This is a genomic window from Nocardioides abyssi, from assembly GCF_030412915.1.
Lineage (GTDB): Bacteria > Actinomycetota > Actinomycetes > Propionibacteriales > Nocardioidaceae > Nocardioides > Nocardioides abyssi.
This window is the reverse complement of sequence record NZ_JAUHJR010000005.1, coordinates 84524-102541: the sequence shown is the minus strand read 5'-3', so window position 1 is coordinate 102541 and position 18018 is coordinate 84524. Positions and strand designations below refer to the sequence as shown.

At 72.3% G+C, this 18018-nt stretch carries 14 protein-coding genes; 10 read left to right on the top strand and 4 right to left on the bottom strand.

Annotated features, from left to right (window positions below):
• The first annotated feature begins 52 nt into the window (after positions 1 to 52).
• The 8 genes from QWY29_RS13050 (at position 53) to QWY29_RS13015 (ending at position 12499) form a co-directional block, all read left to right on the top strand.
• Positions 53 to 1468, top strand: a complete 1416-nt coding sequence (locus QWY29_RS13050; RefSeq protein WP_300961455.1) for an LCP family protein — start codon at positions 53 to 55, stop codon at positions 1466 to 1468.
• Positions 1469 to 2066: 598 nt separating this feature from the next.
• Positions 2067 to 3038 (top strand): glycosyltransferase family 2 protein, encoded by a 972-nt coding sequence (locus QWY29_RS13045; RefSeq protein WP_300961454.1) that lies wholly within the window; start codon positions 2067 to 2069, stop codon positions 3036 to 3038.
• The gene (locus QWY29_RS13040) at positions 3035 to 3949 is read left to right on the top strand and encodes a glycosyltransferase family 2 protein (protein WP_300961453.1); all 915 of its coding nucleotides are present in this window, start codon (positions 3035 to 3037) and stop codon (positions 3947 to 3949) included. The genes QWY29_RS13045 and QWY29_RS13040 overlap by 4 nt, the downstream gene beginning before the upstream one ends.
• 6 nt (positions 3950 to 3955) lie before the next feature.
• Entirely contained in the window at positions 3956 to 5185 is a 1230-nt protein-coding gene (gene glf, locus QWY29_RS13035) for a UDP-galactopyranose mutase (RefSeq protein WP_300961452.1), read from the top strand.
• Positions 5182 to 7242 (top strand): glycosyltransferase, encoded by a 2061-nt coding sequence (locus QWY29_RS13030; protein ID WP_300961451.1) that lies wholly within the window; start codon positions 5182 to 5184, stop codon positions 7240 to 7242. Before glf ends, QWY29_RS13030 begins: the two co-directional genes overlap by 4 nt.
• Positions 7235 to 8122, top strand: coding sequence for an ABC transporter permease (locus QWY29_RS13025; RefSeq protein ID WP_300961450.1), 888 nt, complete (start codon positions 7235 to 7237; stop codon positions 8120 to 8122). The genes QWY29_RS13030 and QWY29_RS13025 overlap by 8 nt, the downstream gene beginning before the upstream one ends.
• Entirely contained in the window at positions 8119 to 8919 is an 801-nt protein-coding gene (locus QWY29_RS13020) for an ABC transporter ATP-binding protein (protein WP_300961449.1), read from the top strand. The genes QWY29_RS13025 and QWY29_RS13020 overlap by 4 nt, the downstream gene beginning before the upstream one ends.
• 694 nt (positions 8920 to 9613) lie before the next feature.
• On the top strand, positions 9614 to 12499 hold the full coding sequence (locus tag QWY29_RS13015; RefSeq protein WP_300961448.1) for an FG-GAP-like repeat-containing protein: 2886 nt from the start codon (positions 9614 to 9616) through the stop codon (positions 12497 to 12499).
• A gap of 16 nt (positions 12500 to 12515) precedes the next feature.
• Here the strand turns inward: QWY29_RS13015 and QWY29_RS13010 are convergent, their stop codons facing one another.
• Positions 12516 to 13250, bottom strand: a complete 735-nt coding sequence (locus QWY29_RS13010) for a TIGR03089 family protein (protein WP_300961447.1) — start codon at positions 13248 to 13250, stop codon at positions 12516 to 12518.
• Between the two features lie 43 nt (positions 13251 to 13293).
• On the opposite strand from QWY29_RS13010, the gene QWY29_RS13005 reads away from it, so the two are divergent.
• A complete protein-coding gene (locus tag QWY29_RS13005; protein WP_300961446.1) occupies positions 13294 to 14439 on the top strand; it encodes a mannose-1-phosphate guanylyltransferase in 1146 nt (381 codons plus the stop codon).
• A 93-nt stretch (positions 14440 to 14532) separates the two neighbouring features.
• Complete coding sequence (locus QWY29_RS13000; protein ID WP_300961445.1) at positions 14533 to 14754, top strand: hypothetical protein; 222 nt, start codon at positions 14533 to 14535, stop codon at positions 14752 to 14754.
• A 318-nt stretch (positions 14755 to 15072) separates the two neighbouring features.
• Here the strand turns inward: QWY29_RS13000 and QWY29_RS12995 are convergent, their stop codons facing one another.
• From QWY29_RS12995 to cofD, 3 genes are read right to left on the bottom strand one after another with little or no spacing between them, the layout of a single operon-like run.
• Positions 15073 to 15828 carry a DUF3105 domain-containing protein gene (locus tag QWY29_RS12995; RefSeq protein ID WP_300961444.1) on the bottom strand — a complete coding sequence of 252 codons (756 nt, stop codon included), beginning with the start codon at positions 15826 to 15828 and terminating at the stop codon, positions 15073 to 15075.
• A gap of 51 nt (positions 15829 to 15879) precedes the next feature.
• Positions 15880 to 16860: a coenzyme F420-0:L-glutamate ligase gene (cofE, locus tag QWY29_RS12990; RefSeq protein WP_300961443.1), complete on the bottom strand. Its 981-nt coding sequence runs from the start codon at positions 16858 to 16860 to the stop codon at positions 15880 to 15882.
• Positions 16861 to 16864: 4 nt separating this feature from the next.
• Complete coding sequence (cofD, locus tag QWY29_RS12985) at positions 16865 to 17893, bottom strand: 2-phospho-L-lactate transferase (RefSeq protein WP_300961442.1); 1029 nt, start codon at positions 17891 to 17893, stop codon at positions 16865 to 16867.
• Positions 17894 to 18018 lie beyond the last annotated feature (125 nt).

Below are 18018 nucleotides of genomic sequence, written 5' to 3'. Positions count from 1 at the left end.
CACCTCGATGCCACCCGTCTCTTCCCCCGGGTTGCTCGATGGCACGGGCCGCGTGCCGCGCACCCCCGCCGAGGAACGCGCGGCGCGCGTCCGCTTCCGCCGCGCCATCGCGCTCATGGTGATGACCCTCGTCGTCCCCGGCTCCGCGCAGCTGGTCGCCGGCAACCGCCGCATCGGCATCATCGCGCTGCGGGTCTGGCTCGGCGTGCTGGCCTCCGGCGCCCTGCTCCTGCTGGTCGGGCTGGTGCACCACCAGACGCTGTTCACCCTCTTCTCCGACACCGGCCTGCTGCTGGTGATCCGCCTGGCCCTGATGGCCGGCGCGATCGGCTGGGCCGCCCTGTTCCTCGACGCCTGGCGCATCGGACAGCCGCTCTCGCTCGGCCTCGCGCACCGCCGCGCGGTCGTCGGCGTCAACGGCGTGCTGTGCCTCTCGGTCATCGGCACGATGCTCTTCGGGGCGCACCTGGTCGCGGTGCAGCGCGACTTCATCCTCACGATGTTCGGCTCCGACAAGGTCGTCGGCGCCCACGACGGCCGCTTCAACGTGCTGCTCCTCGGCGGCGACTCCGGCGAGGGCCGCTGGGGCCTGCGCCCCGACTCGCTCACCGTGGCCTCGATCGACGCCGAGACCGGCCGCACCGTGCTGGTCGGCCTGCCGCGCAACATGTCGTCGTTCCCGTTCCGCGAGGGCTCGCCGATGGCGAAGGAGTTCCCCGAGGGCTTCGACTGCGACGACTGCTACCTCAACGGCGTCAGCACCTGGGCCCAGGACCACACCGAGCTCTTCGGCGACTCCGAGAACCCCGGCATCGACGCGACCGTCTCGGCCGTCGAGGGCATCACCGACCTGGACATCAACTACTGGGCGATGGTCAACCTCCAGGGCTTCAAGGACCTCGTCGACGCGGTGGGCGGCGTGACCCTCAACGTCCGCCAGCCGATCCCGGTCGGGCTGCCGCACGAGAAGACCTTCCACTACATCGACGCCGGGGTGCGCAAGCTCAACGGCCACGACACCCTCTGGTACGCCCGGGCCCGCGAGGGCTCCGACGACTACTCCCGCATGGCCCGCCAGAAGTGCGTCATGAACGCCATGCTCCAGCAGGTCAGCCCCCAGTCGGCCGTCCGCAACTTCGAGAAGATCGCCCAGGCCTCGGCCGCGATGATCTCCACCAACCTCCCGGCCTCCGAGCTCGACACCTTCATGGACCTCGCGCTCAAGGCCCGCGGCCAGAAGATCTCGACGCTCTCGCTCGTCCCACCGATGATCCAGACCGCCGACCCCGACATCGACCTCGTGCGGTCGAAGGTCGAGCAGGCCATCGAGCGGGCCGAGGGCAAGGCCACCACCAAGGCCGGCTCGAAGCCGAAGCCGGCTCCCGACGCCGTCACCGGTGGCTCGCTCGGCTCGCTGTCGGAGGGGTACGCCGCCAACCAGGCCGACGACCTCGGCGCCGCCTGCTGACCGTCCCGCTCCGCCGCTGGCCGACCCCGCTGGTTGAGGAGGTTCCGCTAGGAACCGTCTCGAAACCCAGCCCCACCGCAGGTCGACCCCGGCTGGTTGAGGAGGTTCCGCTAGGAACCGTCTCGAAACCCAGCACCGCTGGTCGAGCAGCGAGCGCCAGCGCGCGTCGACGAGACCCCGTGAGCCGACTGCGGCCTCGGGGACGCGGTTCCGCCTGCGGCGGGCTGGTTGTTGGCTCCCGCGTCGCTCTGCGGCCGGTCCGCGGGGTGCGGGTACGCCGGGTGTGGGGGGTCGGGGCCTGCGGCTCCCGCCGGACGGGCAGGCCCGGTCTACCAGGCCTGCGCTCGTGCCTCGCTCCGGCCCGCCAGACCCAACCACGACCGGGCCTGCCCGCCCGGCGTCCGCCTCCGGCCCCGACCCGCGCGGCGTACCCGTCCTGTGGCTCGGCCTCCGGCGCGGCGGCGGCCCGGGGACGTCGTCGAGGGCTGGTGAGGGTGGTTGCTGCCTAGCGTCTCCCACGGGGGTCTCGTCGACGGTCGGCGCTGGCGCGCCTCCCTGCTCGACCAGCGGGTGGGGCGTGGCTCGTAGGGTGGCGCCCGTGACCGAGCCCAGCGTGCTGCAGCCCCGGGTGGTGGCGGTGGTGGTGACGTACGACCGGATCGGGCTGCTGCAGCGGCTGATCGAGCGGCTCGACGAGGTGGGGGCCCGGCCGGGCAGCCCGCTGGTCGAGGTGCTGGTCGTCGACAACGCGAGCAGCGACGGCACGGGGGAGTGGCTGGCGGGGCTGACCGACCGGGAGATGCCGGACGAGCACGCGAGCACGCCGGTGCTGGGTCGCACGCTGGCGGACAACGTCGGCGGCGCCGGCGGGTTCCACGCCGGGCTGGCGTGGGCGGTCGAGCGGGGCGCCGACCTGGTGTGGCTGATGGACGACGACGGGCTGCCCGACGTCGACTGCCTGGACACGATGCTGGAGCACCGCGGGGAGCTGGACTTCTGGGGGCCGGTCGTCGTCGACGAGGGTGACCCGGGGCGGTTGGTCTTCCCGATCCGGCTGCCCGGCGGCACCCGCGTGGTCCACCGGATGGCCGACGTGGCGGCGGCCGCGGACGGCGACGGGCTGATCCGCGAGGTGGTCATCCCGTTCAACGGCGTGCTGGTGACGCGCGACCTCGTCGAGCGGATCGGGCTGCCGCGCGAGGAGTTCTTCATCTGGGGCGACGACCACGAGTACCGGCTCCGGGCCGAGCGCGCCGGTGGCCGGGTCGCGACGGTGGTGGGCGCGCGGGTGCTCCACCCGAGCGTCGGCGAGCTCGGCACCCCGATGATGGGCGGCCGCACGACGTACAACCACAGCCCCAGCGACCTCAAGCACTACTGCATGGCCCGCAACAACTTGCTCAACCTGCGCGACTACCGCGGGTGGCCGCACGCGCTGGCGTTCGTCGCCAAGACGCTGTGGTTCTACAGCGTCACCCGGCCGCAGCCGCGCCGCCTCGCGCTGAGCGCGCGGGCGTGGGTCGCGGCGCTGCGCGGGGACTTCACCGGCCACCGGCGGTTCCTGCGGTGAGCGGCGGTACGCCGCGCGAGAGCGTCGCCGTCGTCGTCGTCACCTACAACCGCGCCGACCTGCTCGACCGGATGCTCGACGGGCTGGCGGCGCTGACCACCCAGCCCGACGTGGTGCTGGTCGTCGACAACGCCAGCACCGACCACACCCCGCAGGTGCTGGCCGCGCGCACCGAGCCGTGGCTGCGGGTCACCCGCACCGAGGAGAACCTCGGGGGAGCGGGCGGTTTCTCGCTGGGGGTGCGGCAGGCCCACGACGGCGGCTGGGACCGCATCTGGCTGATGGACGACGACGTGGTGCCCGCGCCGGACTGCCTCGACGTGCTGCTCGCCCAGGACGAGGACTGCCTGATGGCGGTCCGCGAGGACCTCGAGGGCCGGCTGTGCGAGAAGGCCGCGACCCGCTTCGACCTCACCAACCCGCTGGCGATCAAGCCGAAGACCGCGATGGTGGAGACCGACTGGCGCACCCGGGCGGCGATGCCCGAGCGGGTCGAGCTGGAGAACGTCGCCTTCGAGGGCTTCATGTGCCGCCGACGCGTGGTGCAGCGGATCGGGCTGCCCGACCCGTCGTACTTCATCTTCTACGACGACGTGGACTTCGCCGTCCGTGCCCGCCGGGCCGGCTTCCGCATCTGGGCGGTGCGCGACGCGGTGCTGGTGCGCCAGCTCTCCTTCGACCAGCAGCACGACCTGGCGGGGTGGAAGGGCTACTACATGTACCGCAACCTCTTCGCCGTCCACTTCCGGTACGGCGAGAACGCGCTCGTCCGGGCCAAGCCGTGGCTGGTCGCGCTGGTGGTCGTGCTGCTCAGCCCGCTGCGGGGCGGGCGGGCCGAGGCGCGCAACGTGATCCGGGCCATCGGCGCGGCGCGTGCGATGCGGACCCTCCCGCCGCTCTCCGTAGACTGACCGACCGTGTCCTCCCCTGACTCGACTGGCCCCGATCCGGCTCCCGCGTCCACGCCCGACCTCGTCGTCGTCGGCTCGGGCTTCTTCGGCCTGACCGTCGCCGAGCGCTGCGCGGAGGAACTGGGGCTGAAGGTCCTCGTCCTCGAGCGGCGCCACCACATCGGGGGCAACGCCTACTCCGAGATCGACCCGGAGACCGGCATCGAGGTGCACGTCTACGGCACCCACCTCTTCCACACCTCCAACACCAAGGTGTGGGAGTACGTCAACCGGTTCACCGACTTCACCAGCTACCAGCACCGGGTCTTCGCGAAGTACCAGGGGCAGGTCTACTCGTTCCCGATGAACCTGGGGCTGATCAACCAGTTCTTCGGGAAGTCCCACACCCCCGACGAGGCCCGCGCGCTGATCGCCGAGCAGGCCAGCGAGATCCGCACCGAGGACGCCACCAACCTCGAGGAGAAGGCGATCTCGCTCATCGGCCGCCCGCTGTACGAGGCGTTCGTCAAGGGCTACACCGCCAAGCAGTGGCAGACCGACCCCACGGAGCTGAGCGCGGACATCATCACGCGCCTGCCGGTCCGCTACACCTTTGACAACCGCTACTTCAACGACACCTACGAGGGCCTTCCGGTCGACGGCTACACCGCCTGGCTGAACCGGATGGCCGACCACCCCAACATCGAGGTCCGGCTCGAGACCGACTTCCTCGCCCCCGGCCACGAGCACAGCGTCGAGGAGTACAAGGGCAAGGTGCCGGTCGTCTACACCGGCCCCGTCGACGAGTACTTCGGCCACTCCGAGGGCCGGCTCTCGTGGCGCACCATCGACCTCGAGCGCGAGACCGTCGACGTCGACGACTACCAGGGCACCGGCGTGGTCAACGCCAACGACGAGGACGTCCCGTGGACGCGGGTGCTGGAGTTCAAGCACCTCCACCCCGAGCGGACCTACCTGCCCGGCAAGTCGATCGTGGTCCACGAGTACAGCCGCTTCGCCGAGGAGGGCGACGAGCCGTACTACCCGGTCAACACCGCCGCCGACCGCGAGAAGCTGCTGCGGTACCGCGAGCTGGCCAAGGCCGAGCCGATGGTGCTCTTCGGCGGCCGGCTCGGCACCTACAAGTACCTCGACATGCACATGGCCATCGGCTCGGCGCTGTCGATGTTCGAGAACAAGCTGCGTCCGCACTTCGCCGACGGCGCAGCGCTGACCAGCGGAGGAGTCGACGCATGACCGGCACCACCACCCGCCTGCTCCAGCGCCAGATCCTGCCGCTGGACCGCGACTCCGATGTGCTGGCCCTCTACGTCGACCCCGAGGAGGCCCGGCTCGACGCGGACAAGTACGAGGTCGGCGGCAACAGCTCGGCCAAGGCGCTCAACAACGCCGCGATCCGCCAGTCGACCTCCACCGGCCGCTCGCTGCACCCCGACCAGATCGAGTCGCGCACCGCGCTGCGGGTGAAGTCCGGCGAGCGCCTGTCGTTCGGCACCTACTTCAACGCCTTCCCCGCCAGCTACTGGCGCCGCTGGACGGTCGTCACCGAGGTCCGCCTCAGCATCACCGTGCGCGGCAGCGGCGCGAGCGTCATCGTCTACAAGTCGATGGCGCGAGGCAACGCCCAGCGGGTCGACTCCGCGGAGACCACGGACGGCGGCAGCACCACCTTCGACTTCGACCTCACGCTCAAGCCGTTCGTCGACGGCGGGTGGTACTGGTACGACGTCGTCTCCGGCGACGAGGACGTCGTCGTCGAGTCCGCCGAGTGGACCGCCGAGGTCCCGGCCGACCGCGCGCAGCACGGCACCGTCGACGTCGCGATCACCACGATGAACCGCCCCGACTTCTGCGCCGAGCTGCTCGCCCAGATCGGCGAGGACCAGGTGCTGCGCCCCTACCTCGACACCGTGCTGGTGATGGAGCAGGGCACCGACAAGGTCACCGACTCGCCGGTCTTCGCCCGCGCCCAGGAGGCCCTCGGCCCGGTGCTGCGCGTCCTCGAGCAGGGCAACCTCGGCGGCTCCGGCGGCTACGCCCGCGGACAGCTGGAGAGCGTGCGCAAGGGCACGGCGACGTACACGCTCATGATGGACGACGACGTCGTCTGCGAGCCCGAGGGCATCGTCCGCGCGGTCACCTTCGGCGACCTGGCCCGGCGGCCCACGATCGTCGGCGGCCACATGTTCAACCTCTACTCCCGGTCGCGCCTGCACAGCTTCGGCGAGATCGTGCAGCCGTGGCGCTTCTGGTGGCAGTCGGCGCCCGACACCCACACCGACTGGGACTTCGCCGGCCGCAACCTGCGCTCGAGCCGGTGGCTGCACAAGCGGATCGACGTGGACTTCAACGGCTGGTTCATGTGCCTGGTCCCGCGGGTGGTCCTCGAGCAGGTCGGGCTGTCGCTGCCGCTGTTCATCAAGTGGGACGACTCGGAGTTCGGCCTGCGCGCCAAGCGCGCCGGCTTCCCGACCGTCACCTTCCCGGGTGCCGCGGTCTGGCACGTGCCGTGGACCGACAAGAACGACGCGCTGGACTGGCAGGCCTACTTCCACCACCGCAACCGCCTCGTCGCGGCGCTGCTGCACTCGGCCTACCCCAAGGGCGGCCGGATGATCCGGGAGAGCCTCAACCACCAGATCGCCCACCTGGTCTCCATGCAGTACTCCACCGCCGAGCTGCGCCTGCTCGCGATGGAGGACGTGCTCGCCGGCCCCCGCGGGCTGCACGACATGCTGCCGACCCGGCTGCCGGAGGTGAACGCGCTGCGCAAGCAGTTCACCGACGCCCAGCTCCAGGTCGATCCCGACGCCTTCCCCTCGGTGCGGCGCAGCAAGCCGCCGAAGAAGGGTCGCGACACCTCCGAGATCCCCAGCCGCATCTCGACCCTGGTGAGCGCCGGGCTGCAGCCGCTGCGGCAGCTGAAGAAGCCGCGGCCCCTCGCCCAGGAGCACCCCGAGGCCGAGATCCGCGCCATGGACGCCAAGTGGTACCGCCTCGGCACCCTGGACTCCGCGATCGTCTCGATGAACGACGGCACGTCGGCCGCCTTCTACCGCCGCGACCCCGAGAAGTTCCGCGACCTGGTCAAGCGGACCATCGAGATCCACGAGCGCTACCGCCGCGAGTGGCCGCGCCTGGCCGCCGACTACCGCGCCGCCCTCGACGAGATCACCTCGCCCGAGGCGTGGGAGCGGACGTTCGAGCCGTGGCTCGACCAGCCGGACCAGCCGGGCCAGCCGGGCCAGCAGTCGGGGCAGCGGTCGGCCGAGCAGTCGGGGACCGATGACTGAGGCCGGCCGGCACCGGCTGGTCGACGCGCCCCTCGCGCCGCCCGCGCCGGCCGCGGGCCTGCTCGACGTCCTGGGGCGCCGGTACCTGCTCAAGCTGCTGGTGCGCCGCGAGATCAGCGCGCGCTACCAGGGCTCGTTCCTCGGGTTCATCTGGTCCTACATCAACCCGCTGAGCCAGCTGTTCATCTTCTGGTTCGTCTTCGGCTACATCATCGGCCGCGGCACCGTCGACAAGTACGCCGTGCACGTCTTCTGCGGGCTGATCGTCGTCCACTTCTTCACCGAGACCTTCAACGCCGGCACCCGCTCGATCGTGCGGAACAAGGCGCTGGTGCGGAAGATGGCGATGCCCAAGGAGATGTTCCCGGTCGCCTCGATGCTGGTCTCGCTCTACCACGTGGGCCCGCAGCTGGTGATCCTCACCGTGGTCTGCCTCTTCTGCGGGTGGGTGCCCGACCCGCTCGGGATGCTCGCCTTCGCGCTGGCGCTCGCGATCATCGCCGTCCTCGGCACGGCGCTGGCGCTGATGTTCAGCGCGGCCAACGTCTTCTTCCGGGACTTCGCCAGCGCGGTCACGATCCTCACCAACTTCGTGCGCTTCGGCGTGCCGATGATCTACCCCTACACGCTGGTCGACCAGCGCTTCGGTCGCTTCGCCGAGCTCTACCTGTTCAACCCGATCGCCGACGCCGTGCTGCTCGTCCAGCGCGCCTTCTGGGTCGGCTCGACCGACGACCCCGACGCGACGATCGCCGAGCAGATCCCCGACGACCTGCTGGTCTACGGCGTCGGCGCGCTGCTCGGCTCGATCGTACTGCTCGGTGTCGCCCAGCTGGTCTTCACGCGGCTGGAGAACAAGATCCCGGAGCGGCTGTCGTGACCGACCCCGCGGCGTACGGCGCCGACACCTCGATCGTGGTCGACCACGTCAGCAAGGACTTCACGCTGCGCTACCACCGCACCGCCAAGCAGATGGCGGTCGCGATGGTGAAGGGGCGCGACATCAGTGACACCTTCTCCGCCCTCGACGACGTCACCTTCACCGTCGAGCAGGGAGAGTCGATCGGGCTGATGGGGCTCAACGGCTCCGGCAAGTCGACCCTGCTGAAGCTCATCAACGGCGTGATGAAGCCCGACACCGGCACCGTGCTCACCCGCGGCCGGATCGCCGGGCTCATCGCCACCGGCGCCGGGTTCCACCCGCAGCTGACCGGCCGGGAGAACGTCTACCTCAACGCCGCCATCCTCGGCATGACCGAGGCGGAGACCCAGCGGAAGTTCGACTCGATCGTGGAGTTCGCCGACATCGGGCGCTTCCTCGAGACGCCGGTCGGCAACTACTCCTCCGGCATGTTCGCCCGCCTCGGCTTCGCGGTGGCGATCCACGTCGACTCCGACATCTTCCTCGCCGACGAGGTGCTCGCGGTGGGGGACCGGCCCTTCAAGCGCAAGTGCATGGAGAAGATGCAGGAGATCCGCGACTCCGGCCGGACGCTCGTCTACGTCAGCCACGCCGCCGGGTCGGTGCGCAAGATGTGCGACCGGGTGATCGTGCTCGAGAAGGGCCGGGTCGGCTTCGACGGCCCCGTCGACGAGGGCATCCGCTACGTGAAGTACGACGAGGACAACATCAAGCCCGAGGACCAGGAGGACGACGAGCTCGGCTCGGACGTCTGACCCACTCCCGGCTGGTTGAGGAAGGCGCTGGCGCCTGCCTCGCAACCCGGCGCCCCACCCGCCGGCTGGTTGAGGAAGGCGCGCAGCGCCTGTCTCGAAACCCGCCGCCCCGTTGGTCGAGCAGCGAGCCCTGGCCGGTGGGTTGAGGAAGGCGCGCAGCGCCTGTCTCGAAACCGAGCGTCGATGAGACCCCGTGAGCCGAGAGGCTGCCTGTCGGCTCACGGTTCCGCCTGCGGCGGGCTGGTTGTTGGCTCTCGCGTCGCTCTGCGGCCATGACCGCTGGGTGCAGGTACGCCGTGGTGGGGTCGGTGCCTGCGGCTCCCGCCGGACGGGCAGGCCCGGTCCACCAGGCCTGCGCTCGCGCCTCGCTCCGGCCCGCCAGACCCAACCACGACCGGGCCTGCCCGCCCGTCGTCCGCCTCCGGCCCCGACCGCGCCGGCGTACCCGGCTCCGTGGCTCGCCCTCCGGCGCGGCGGCGGCCGGGGGAGTCGGAAAGACGTGCTCGAGCCGGCGTGTCGGGGGTCTCTGGAGCGCCGGAGCAGAGCATCCTCTGACTTGACAAATCTGAAGAACGTCGGCGTGTCGAGTGGAAATTACAGCGTTGTAGTTACTCACGAACTCTTCCGACCGGCCTGTGACGCGTGTGAAAGTTGCGCCCTGTGTGAACTTCCCCCGCACGAAGAACAGGTCGCCATGTCCAGGTCGAAGGACCGTTTCGTCACCGGGTGCCAGCAGGTGCTGGCGCTCGGAGCGGTGCTCGCCGTGCTCACGCCGGCGGCCCGGGTGCTCACCCTCGACGTGGTGCACGAGGCGCCCGGCGGCGCGCCGGCGTACGGCCTCGGGCTGGGCCAGAGCAACGGCGTGTCCGTCACCGGCCGGCTGTCGGCGTACGCCGCGGAGACGGTCAACACCTCGGTCGTGCCGGCGGAGGTCGTCGACCCGGTGGTGACCGAGTACGCGCTGACGGCGCCCGCCGACGGCCGCGTCGCCAAGCGGGCGCTGCAGGCCCGGACGCGGGTGGCCGGGGGCGCCGCGGAGGTCGTCGCCGAGCCGCAGCCGGTGACCGGCTACGGCGCCGTCGGGGTCACCTGGCAGCACGGCGAGGCGATCGACGACGACGCGATCTCTTTCGAGGTCCGCACCGAGACCGACGGCGCGTGGACCGGGTGGGCCGAGCTGGCCTACCACGACGAGCACGGCCCCGACCCCGACAGCGCCGAGGCGCGGCGGGCGCGGCCCGGCACCGACGAGCTGCTCGTCGGCGAGGTCGACCGGGTGCAGGTGCGGGTCCGCTCCAAGGCCGGCGTGCCCGACGACCTGCGGCTCGCCGTGGTCGACCCGGGGCACGCGGGCGTGGTGGCGCGGGAGAAGCCGGCGCTGCACGCGACCGGTGGGGGCGCCACCGACGAGCCGGCGGACGAGCTGACCAGCGGGGCCGGGGACGCCGAGTCGGGCACGGACGGGCTGGCGCTGCGGGCGGCGACGTACACGCCGCGTCCGGTGATCTACTCCCGCGCGCAGTGGGGCGCCAACGAGAAGCTGCGCGGCAAGAGCGCGCCGTCCTACTACGAGGTCCACGCCGGCTTCGTGCACCACACGGTCAACGCCAACGACTACACGCGGGCGCAGGTGCCGGGCATCCTGCGCAGCATCTACGCCTACCACACGCAGTCCCGCGGCTGGTCCGACGTGGGCTACAACTTCCTCGTCGACCGGTTCGGCCGGATCTGGGAGGGCCGCGCCGGCGGGATCGACCGGCCGGTGGTCGGCGCGCACACGCTCGGCTACAACGAGAACTCCTTCGCGATGTCGGCGATCGGCAACTTCGACGTCGCCCAGCCCAGCAGCGCGATGGTGCAGGCCTACGGCGCGCTCTTCGCGTGGAAGCTCTCGCTGCACGGCGTCGACGCCTCCTCGCCGTCGCAGGTCGTGGGCAAGAAGTCCTTCCGCGCCATCAACGGGCACCGCGACGCTGGCTCGACGGCGTGCCCGGGCCGCCACCTCTACGCGAAGGTGCCGCAGATCCGCGACCTCGCCGCCGGCGCCCAGGAGGGCTGGTCGGGCCGCGAGCGCGAGTCGGACCTCGTCGGGACGCCGCACCCGGACCTGCTGGTCCGCAACGCCACCGACGGCAAGGGCTACATCGTCCCGACGGGCGGCCTGACCGCCTTCCGCGCCGCCCGGCCGGTCGCCGCCGGCTGGGGCGCCGCCGACGCGTCCGGGACCGCCGTCGTCTCGCCCGACCTGACCGGTGACGGCCGCCCCGACCTCGTCGTACGCCGCGCGGACGGCTCCGCGCAGGTCCGTGCGGCGGACGGCTCGGGCGGCTTCGCGGCGACCGGCCCGGCGACCGCAGCCACCGCCGACCACGACCTGCTCACCGCCGTGGGCGACCTCGACGGCGACGGCCGCAACGACCTGGTGGCGCGGGCCGCGACCGGTCGGCTCGACGTCTACCGCGGCAACGGGGCCGGTGGCTTCACGCGCCAGGCCGGCACCGCGGGCTGGGAGGGCTATGACGTGCTCGTCGGCCCCGGTGACCTCGACGGCGACGGCCGCGCCGACCTGCTGGCGCGCGACACCGCCGGCAAGCTCTGGCTGCACCGCGGCTCGGCCGGCCTCGACCCGGCGACCCGGCAGGCGATCGCCGGTAGCTGGAAGCAGTTCGGCTCGATCACCGGCGGTGGCGACTACGACCGCGACGGCCGCGCGGACCTCTTCGTCCAGCGCGCCGACAACGGCAACGGCTTCGTGCGGCCCGGCCGCGGCGATGGCACGTTCGGCTCGGCCATCGGCCCGGTCAAGCGCACCGGCGCGCTGACGGCCGTCACCTCCGGCGGCGACCTCGTCGGCGACGCCACGCCCGACCTGGTCGCGCGGCGCGGCGACGCGCTCGTCGTGGTGGAGAACGTCGGCACCTTCGACACCACCGCCCCCGTCCCGACCGGTGTCAACCTGCGCAACGCCGACGTGCTGCTCAGCGTCGGCGACTGGGACCGCGACGGTGCGGGCGACATGGTCACCCGCAACCGGTCGACCGGCGCCCTGTCGCTGCGCCGCGGCGACGGCACCGGCCGGTTCGGCAAGGCCACGCAGCTGGCCAAGGGCTTCCGCGACGTGCAGCTGCTGGCGGCCGCCGGCGACCTCACCGGCGACGGCTGGCCCGACCTGGTCGGCCAGCCCGTCGGCGGCGCGCTGCGCGTCTACCCCGGTCGTGGGCTGGACGGCCTCGCGGCGTCGTACGTCATCCGCTCGCGGGTGGCCGCCACCCAGCAGGTGCCGGTGGGCCGCTGGGACGCCGACGGCGCGCCCGACACGCTGTTCCGCGTGGGCGACCGGCTGTCGCTCTACCCGGGCAACGGCCCGGGCGGGCTGACGACCCCCCGCGCGCTCGGCACCGACGTGTCGGCGTACGACTGGCTGGTCGGCGTCAGCGACGTCCAGCTCACCGGTCACGCCGACGTCATCGCCCGCAGCAAGGCCGACGGGAAGCTGTGGCTGCTGCCCGGCACGACCTCTGGCCTCGGCGCGCGGCGCCTGATCGGCGAGGGAGCGGGGGTCTACGACCTGGTCGGGTGAGACATGGCCCCGGTCGTCACGCGGGGAAGCGGGCGGTGGCGCGCTCGGCGGCGTACGTCGCCTCGAGCCGCTCCCGTCCGGCGCGGACGACCAGGACCAGCGAGCCGCTCCGTGCGAGCGGCTCGGTGAAGGTGGCGAGGCCTGGTGGGGAAGCCGGGTTCGCCTCCGAGAGGAGCCGGCCGCCGTCGGTGAGGAGACTCCCGGCGGCGGCCGCGCTCCACAGCGCGGCCTGGGTGGTGGCGCTGCCGCCGACGCGGACGGCGACGTCGTCCTCCTGCGGCGGGTCCCACGGGATGAACGAGTCCGGCTGCGACCAGACCTCGACGCCGACGTCGTGGACGCCGGCCGGCAACGGGTCGGCGAAGCGGACGCCGAGGGGGAGCAGCGAGCAGGCCAGGACCGGTACGTCGTCGGCGTGGCCCGCCCAGCGGTCGAGCCCGTCCGGGCCGCAGACGATCGCGTCCGGCTCGGTGCTGGTGTCATCGTCGAGCGTGACCGTCAGGCCGGCGTTCCAGGCCGCGCCGAGGAAGACCGGGCCGAGCCAGTGGGCCGGCAGGTCGACGCGGACCGTGTCGCCGCGCTCGAGGTCGTGCTCCTCGACGAGCAGCGAGGAGGCCTTGGCGACCCAGTTGGCGTACGTCGTCACCGACAGCTCCACGCGCTCGCCGGTCGCGTCGTCGTAGAACGTCACCAGCGGGCGCCCGGGCTCGCGGTGCAGCAGGTCGGCCAGGACGGTGGGGAAGGTCGTCACGCTCGTCACCCTAGACACGGGCCCGGCCCTAGGCTTCGGGCCCATGAGCTCCGCTGCTGCCGACCCGTCCGCGACCACCTCCGCGAACACCTCCGCGACCACGTCCGCGCTGGAGGGCTTCTGGGCCGTCATTCCCGCCGGCGGGGCCGGCACGCGGCTGTGGCCGCTGTCGCGGCGGACCTCGCCGAAGTTCCTGCGCGACCTCACCGGCAGCGGCCGCTCGCTGCTCCAGGAGACCCACGAGCGGCTCGCGCCGCTGGCCGAGGACCGCTTCCTCGTCGTCACCGGCCGGCCGCACCGCGACGCGGTCGCCGACCAGCTGGCGGCGCTGGGGGAGGACGCGATCCTCGCCGAGCCGTCGGCGCGCGACTCGATGGCCGCGATCGGCCTGGCCGCGGCGATCCTCGAGCGGCGCGACCCCGACGCGGTCATGGGATCCTTCGCCGCCGACCACGTCATCGCCGACCCCGAGGCGTTCCGCGACTGCGTGCGCACCGCGGTCCGCGTCGCCCGGGAGGGGTGGCTGGTGACCCTCGGGATCGAGCCGACCTTCGCGTCGTCCGCCTTCGGGTACGTGCACCTGGGGGACGAGCTGCCGGGCCACCCGGGGGTCGCGTCGGTCCGCGAGTTCGTAGAGAAGCCGTCGACGGATGTGGCGACGGCGTACCTCGCGACCGGCCGCTACCGCTGGAATGCCGGCATGTTCGTCGTACGGCCCGGCGTCCTGCTCGACCTGCTCGCCACGTGGCACCCGGACTTCGCCGCCGCGCTGCGCGCGATCGCGGCCGAGCCGGAGCGGCTCGACGAGCTGTGGCCGGACCTGCCGAAGATCGCCCTGGACCACGCCGTGGCCGAGCCCGCCGCCGACGCCGGCCGGGTCGTCACCGTGCCGTCGACCTTCGGCTGGGACGACATCGGCGACTTCGACTCGCTCGCCACGCTGCTCGACGAGCTGCGCGGCGGGGCCGGTTCGCTGACGGTGCTCGGCGACGAGTCGCTCGTGCGCGCCGTCGACGCCACCGGCCTGGTCGTGCCGCGCTCGGAGCGCGTCGTCGCCGTCGTCGGGCTCGAGGACGTCGTCGTCGTCGACACCCCCGACGCTCTCCTGGTCACCACCCGCTCGCGTGCGCAGGACGTCAAGGCGGTCGTCACCGGGCTCACCGACGACGGCCGCACCGACCTCACCTGAGGCGCCCCTCGCGCGTCGTGCGCGTGCCTGGCCCTGCCGGCCGAATCGGCAGGGAAGCGGCGCGACGGCCACCGCAGGCGCATACTGGGAGCAATGTCATCCTCGCACCGGGCGCGGCCACGCCATCTCGCCAGCAGTCCCTTCAAGCCGGAGCCCGAGCAGGTGATCGAGGAGTACGTCGTCGACGACCGCGTCTCGCACGACTCCCACGGCCTCGGCCGCGTCACCCACGTCGACCGGGTCTGCGTCACCGTCGACTTCGGCGACCGCAGCGTCCGCGTCCCCTCGCCCTTCGCGAAGATGTCCAAGCTCTGACCTGAGCATCCGCGCCACCTCGCGTCCCACCTGCTGCCTGGGGTCGCTGGGGCTGGTGTGACTGATGAGGTTCCAGGCGTACCACCAATTGGTGGTACGCCTGACCTCTTGGACGTCCGCATCGGCCCAGAACGTCCGGCGTACCACCTATAGGTGGTACGCCGACGCCTGTGACTGCTGTGACTGGAGAGGCGCACGGGGCGCGGAGGATCCCAAGTGACCTGGGACGTTCCCACCACCCCCGAAGACGCGAAAACGGGCCGGCCCCCCACGAGGGAGGGACCGGCCCGTTCGGTGTGAACGAGGGTGACCAGCAGGTCACATGGCGTTCGGCTCGGGGGAGTCCATGTAGGGGTACTCGATCATGAAGTCCTCGAGCGCCTCGCCGGAGGGCTCGGCGCAGTACTGCCAGACGCCCACCTGGGTGGAGGTGTCGGAGACGTCGTTGCCGGCTCCGCCGATCGACCAGTGGGTGTAGGCGATGTGCTGGCCGTCGGGGAACGGCTCGCCGTCCTCCTCGGTCCACGGGACGGCCTTGAACTTCAGGCGCAGGTTCGAGGTGCCCTTGAACTTCGTGGCGATGCCGCGGATGTCGTCCATCATGTCGTCGTCCTTGGCCGCGGTCTCGTCGTACCAGAGGACGGTGTAGCCGTGCTCGAGGTTGTGCACGAGCGCCTCGACGGCGGGCCGGTCCTCGACCGAGTAGAGCTTGCGCTCCATCGGGTCGGGGGCGACGTTGGCCTCGTTCCAGTGGGCGCCGAAGGCCGGCGGCGAGTCCTCGTAGTCGACCGTGGTGCCGGTCGGGACGTGCTCCTGGTTGCCGGTGGCCTCGCGCGTGGTGATCTTCTGGCACGCCGATGCCGGCGCACCGATCGAGGCGATGTCGATGTCGTTGAACTTGCGGAGGTCCCACCAGTCCTTGATCGGCTGGTAGGCAGCCGCGCCGATGAGGAGCAGGGCCACCAGCGAGCAGACACCGACGATCGCGAAGCCCCGGCGCTTGTCGGCGCCCTTCTGCTTCTTGCGGATCGAGTCGATGACCGCCTGGCGGTCGTTCTTGGCGGGCTTGGCCACGGTTCGGATTTCCTCGCGGTGGGTACGACGGTCAGGGATGCGCGGCCGAGTCTAGGTCGTGGCCGGGCGCAGCCGTGCCTCGACGGCCGAACCCGCCCCACCCGTCTGTTCGTACGCCGCCGCGCCGGCCGCGTCGGCGACCCGCCAGCCGTGGGCGAACGCCAGCGTGGCGACCGCGTCGGGGCGACCGCCCCGCACGACGAGACCGTCCACCCGGGCGGCCACCTCGACGCCCGGGAGCAGCCGCAGCACGTCGGCCAGGTCCTCGGGCGGGACCGGCGTGCCGAACGGTGCCTGGTCGGCCGGGTCGCCGAGCACGGCGCGGACGACGGCCTCGCGCGCGCCGTACCCGAACAGGTCGCCGCCCTCGGGCCGCACCAGCGCCCGCGCACCGGGGCCGTCGTCGCCGGGGGCGAGGACCAGGTCGGCGCGGCCGCGGACGATCGCGAACGGGCGGGCGCCGAGCTTGCCGGACGCCAGCTCGGCGACGCCGGCGACCTCGTCGGCGACGGCCGGGGCGGTGACGACCAGCGGGTTGCCGTGGGCGTCGACGCGACCGGCAAACGTCTCGGCCACGACGAGTCCGGCGGCGCCGATCGCGATGTCGGTCTGGCCCTCGCGCCAGGCGCGGCCGGCGGTGTCGGTGACGACGACGCCGACGTTGCGACCGGTGCGCTCGAGCACGGTGGCGCGCAGCCGGCGGGCGGAGGCGTCCGGGTCGACCGGCAGCAGCACGACCGAACCCAGCTCGACGTTGCTGTTGTCGATGCCGGCCGCAGCCATCGTCAGCCCGTGGTGGGTCCGCACGATCGTCGTGGGCCCGCGTCTGGCGACCACCCGGGCGGTCTCGCCCGCGAGCGCCTCCTCGCGCGTCGTGCCGCTCACGACCCGGCCCTCGGCCTTGCTCACCACCTTGCTGGTGACGACGAGGACGTCGCCGTCGGCGAGCTCGACCAGCGGCAGCACCAGCGCCGCCAGGTCGTCGCCCGCGCGCACCTCACCGACGCCGTCGGGCGCCCAGACGCTGATCACGCGCTCAGACCGCCGCCGGGCCGGTGACCAGCTCGATCGCGGCCGCGGCCATCGCCGCGGTGGCGTCGTGGTCGGTCATCATCAGCGGCACGGCGCGGCAGGCGATCCCGCCGTCGCGGACCCGGGCCACCTGGTCGGCGTCGCCCTCGTCGACCAGCCAGCCGTCGAGGACCCCTCCGGCCGAGCGGGCGCCGTAGTGCAGCCCGACCGCGGCCGCGCCGACCTCGACGCCGATCGAGGTGAGCATCTGCTCGGCCATGCCGTGGACGTGGCTGCCGCCGACGATGGGGGAGACCCCGACCACCGGCGCCTTGGTCACGCGCAGCACGTCGCGGACGTCCGGGACGCCGAGGATGGTGCCGACGGAGACGACCGGGTTCGAGGGCGGGAGCAGGACCAGGTCGGCGCCCGTGATCGCGTCGAGCACGCCCGGGCCGGGGGTGGCCTGGTCCAGTCCGACGAACACGACCGTCTCGGCAGGGACCGACGCGCGCAGCCGCACCCAGTACTCCTGGAAGTGCACGACGCGGCGGCCGCTGGGGCTCTCCTCGTCGGTGACCGCGACGTGGGTCTCGACCCGGTCGTCGGTCATCGGCAGCAGCCGGACGCGGTCGCCGTACGTCGGCTCGAGCCAGCGGCGGCACAGCGCGGTGGTGACCGCCGAGAGCGGGTAGCCCGCCTCGAGCATCTGCGTGCGGACCAGGTGGGTGGCCACGTCGCGGTCGCCGAGGCCGAACCAGGTCGGCTCCACGCCGTACTCCGCCAGCTCGGTCCGCACGCTCCACGTCTCGTCGCGCCGGCCCCACCGGCGGACCGGGTCGATGCCGTCGCCGAGGGTGTACATCACGGTGTCGAGGTCGGGGCAGACCTTGAGGCCGTGAACCCAGATGTCGTCGGCGGTGTTGGCCACGACGGTGACGACGGCGTCCTGGGCCACCCCGGGAAGGGTGCCGGCGGAGATGCCGTGCAGCAGCCCCTGGAGGAAGCGGGCCCCGCCGGTGCCACCGGCCAGGACGGTGATGTCCCTGATCATGCGGCCATCATCGCCTGCGGGCCCACGGCTCCCGGCGACGGGTCCGCAGGACCCATATCAGATGCGGGCTTGACCAAGTGGGTACGACAGGCATGTAATTCCCATAGTGTCGTACGTGTCGGGCA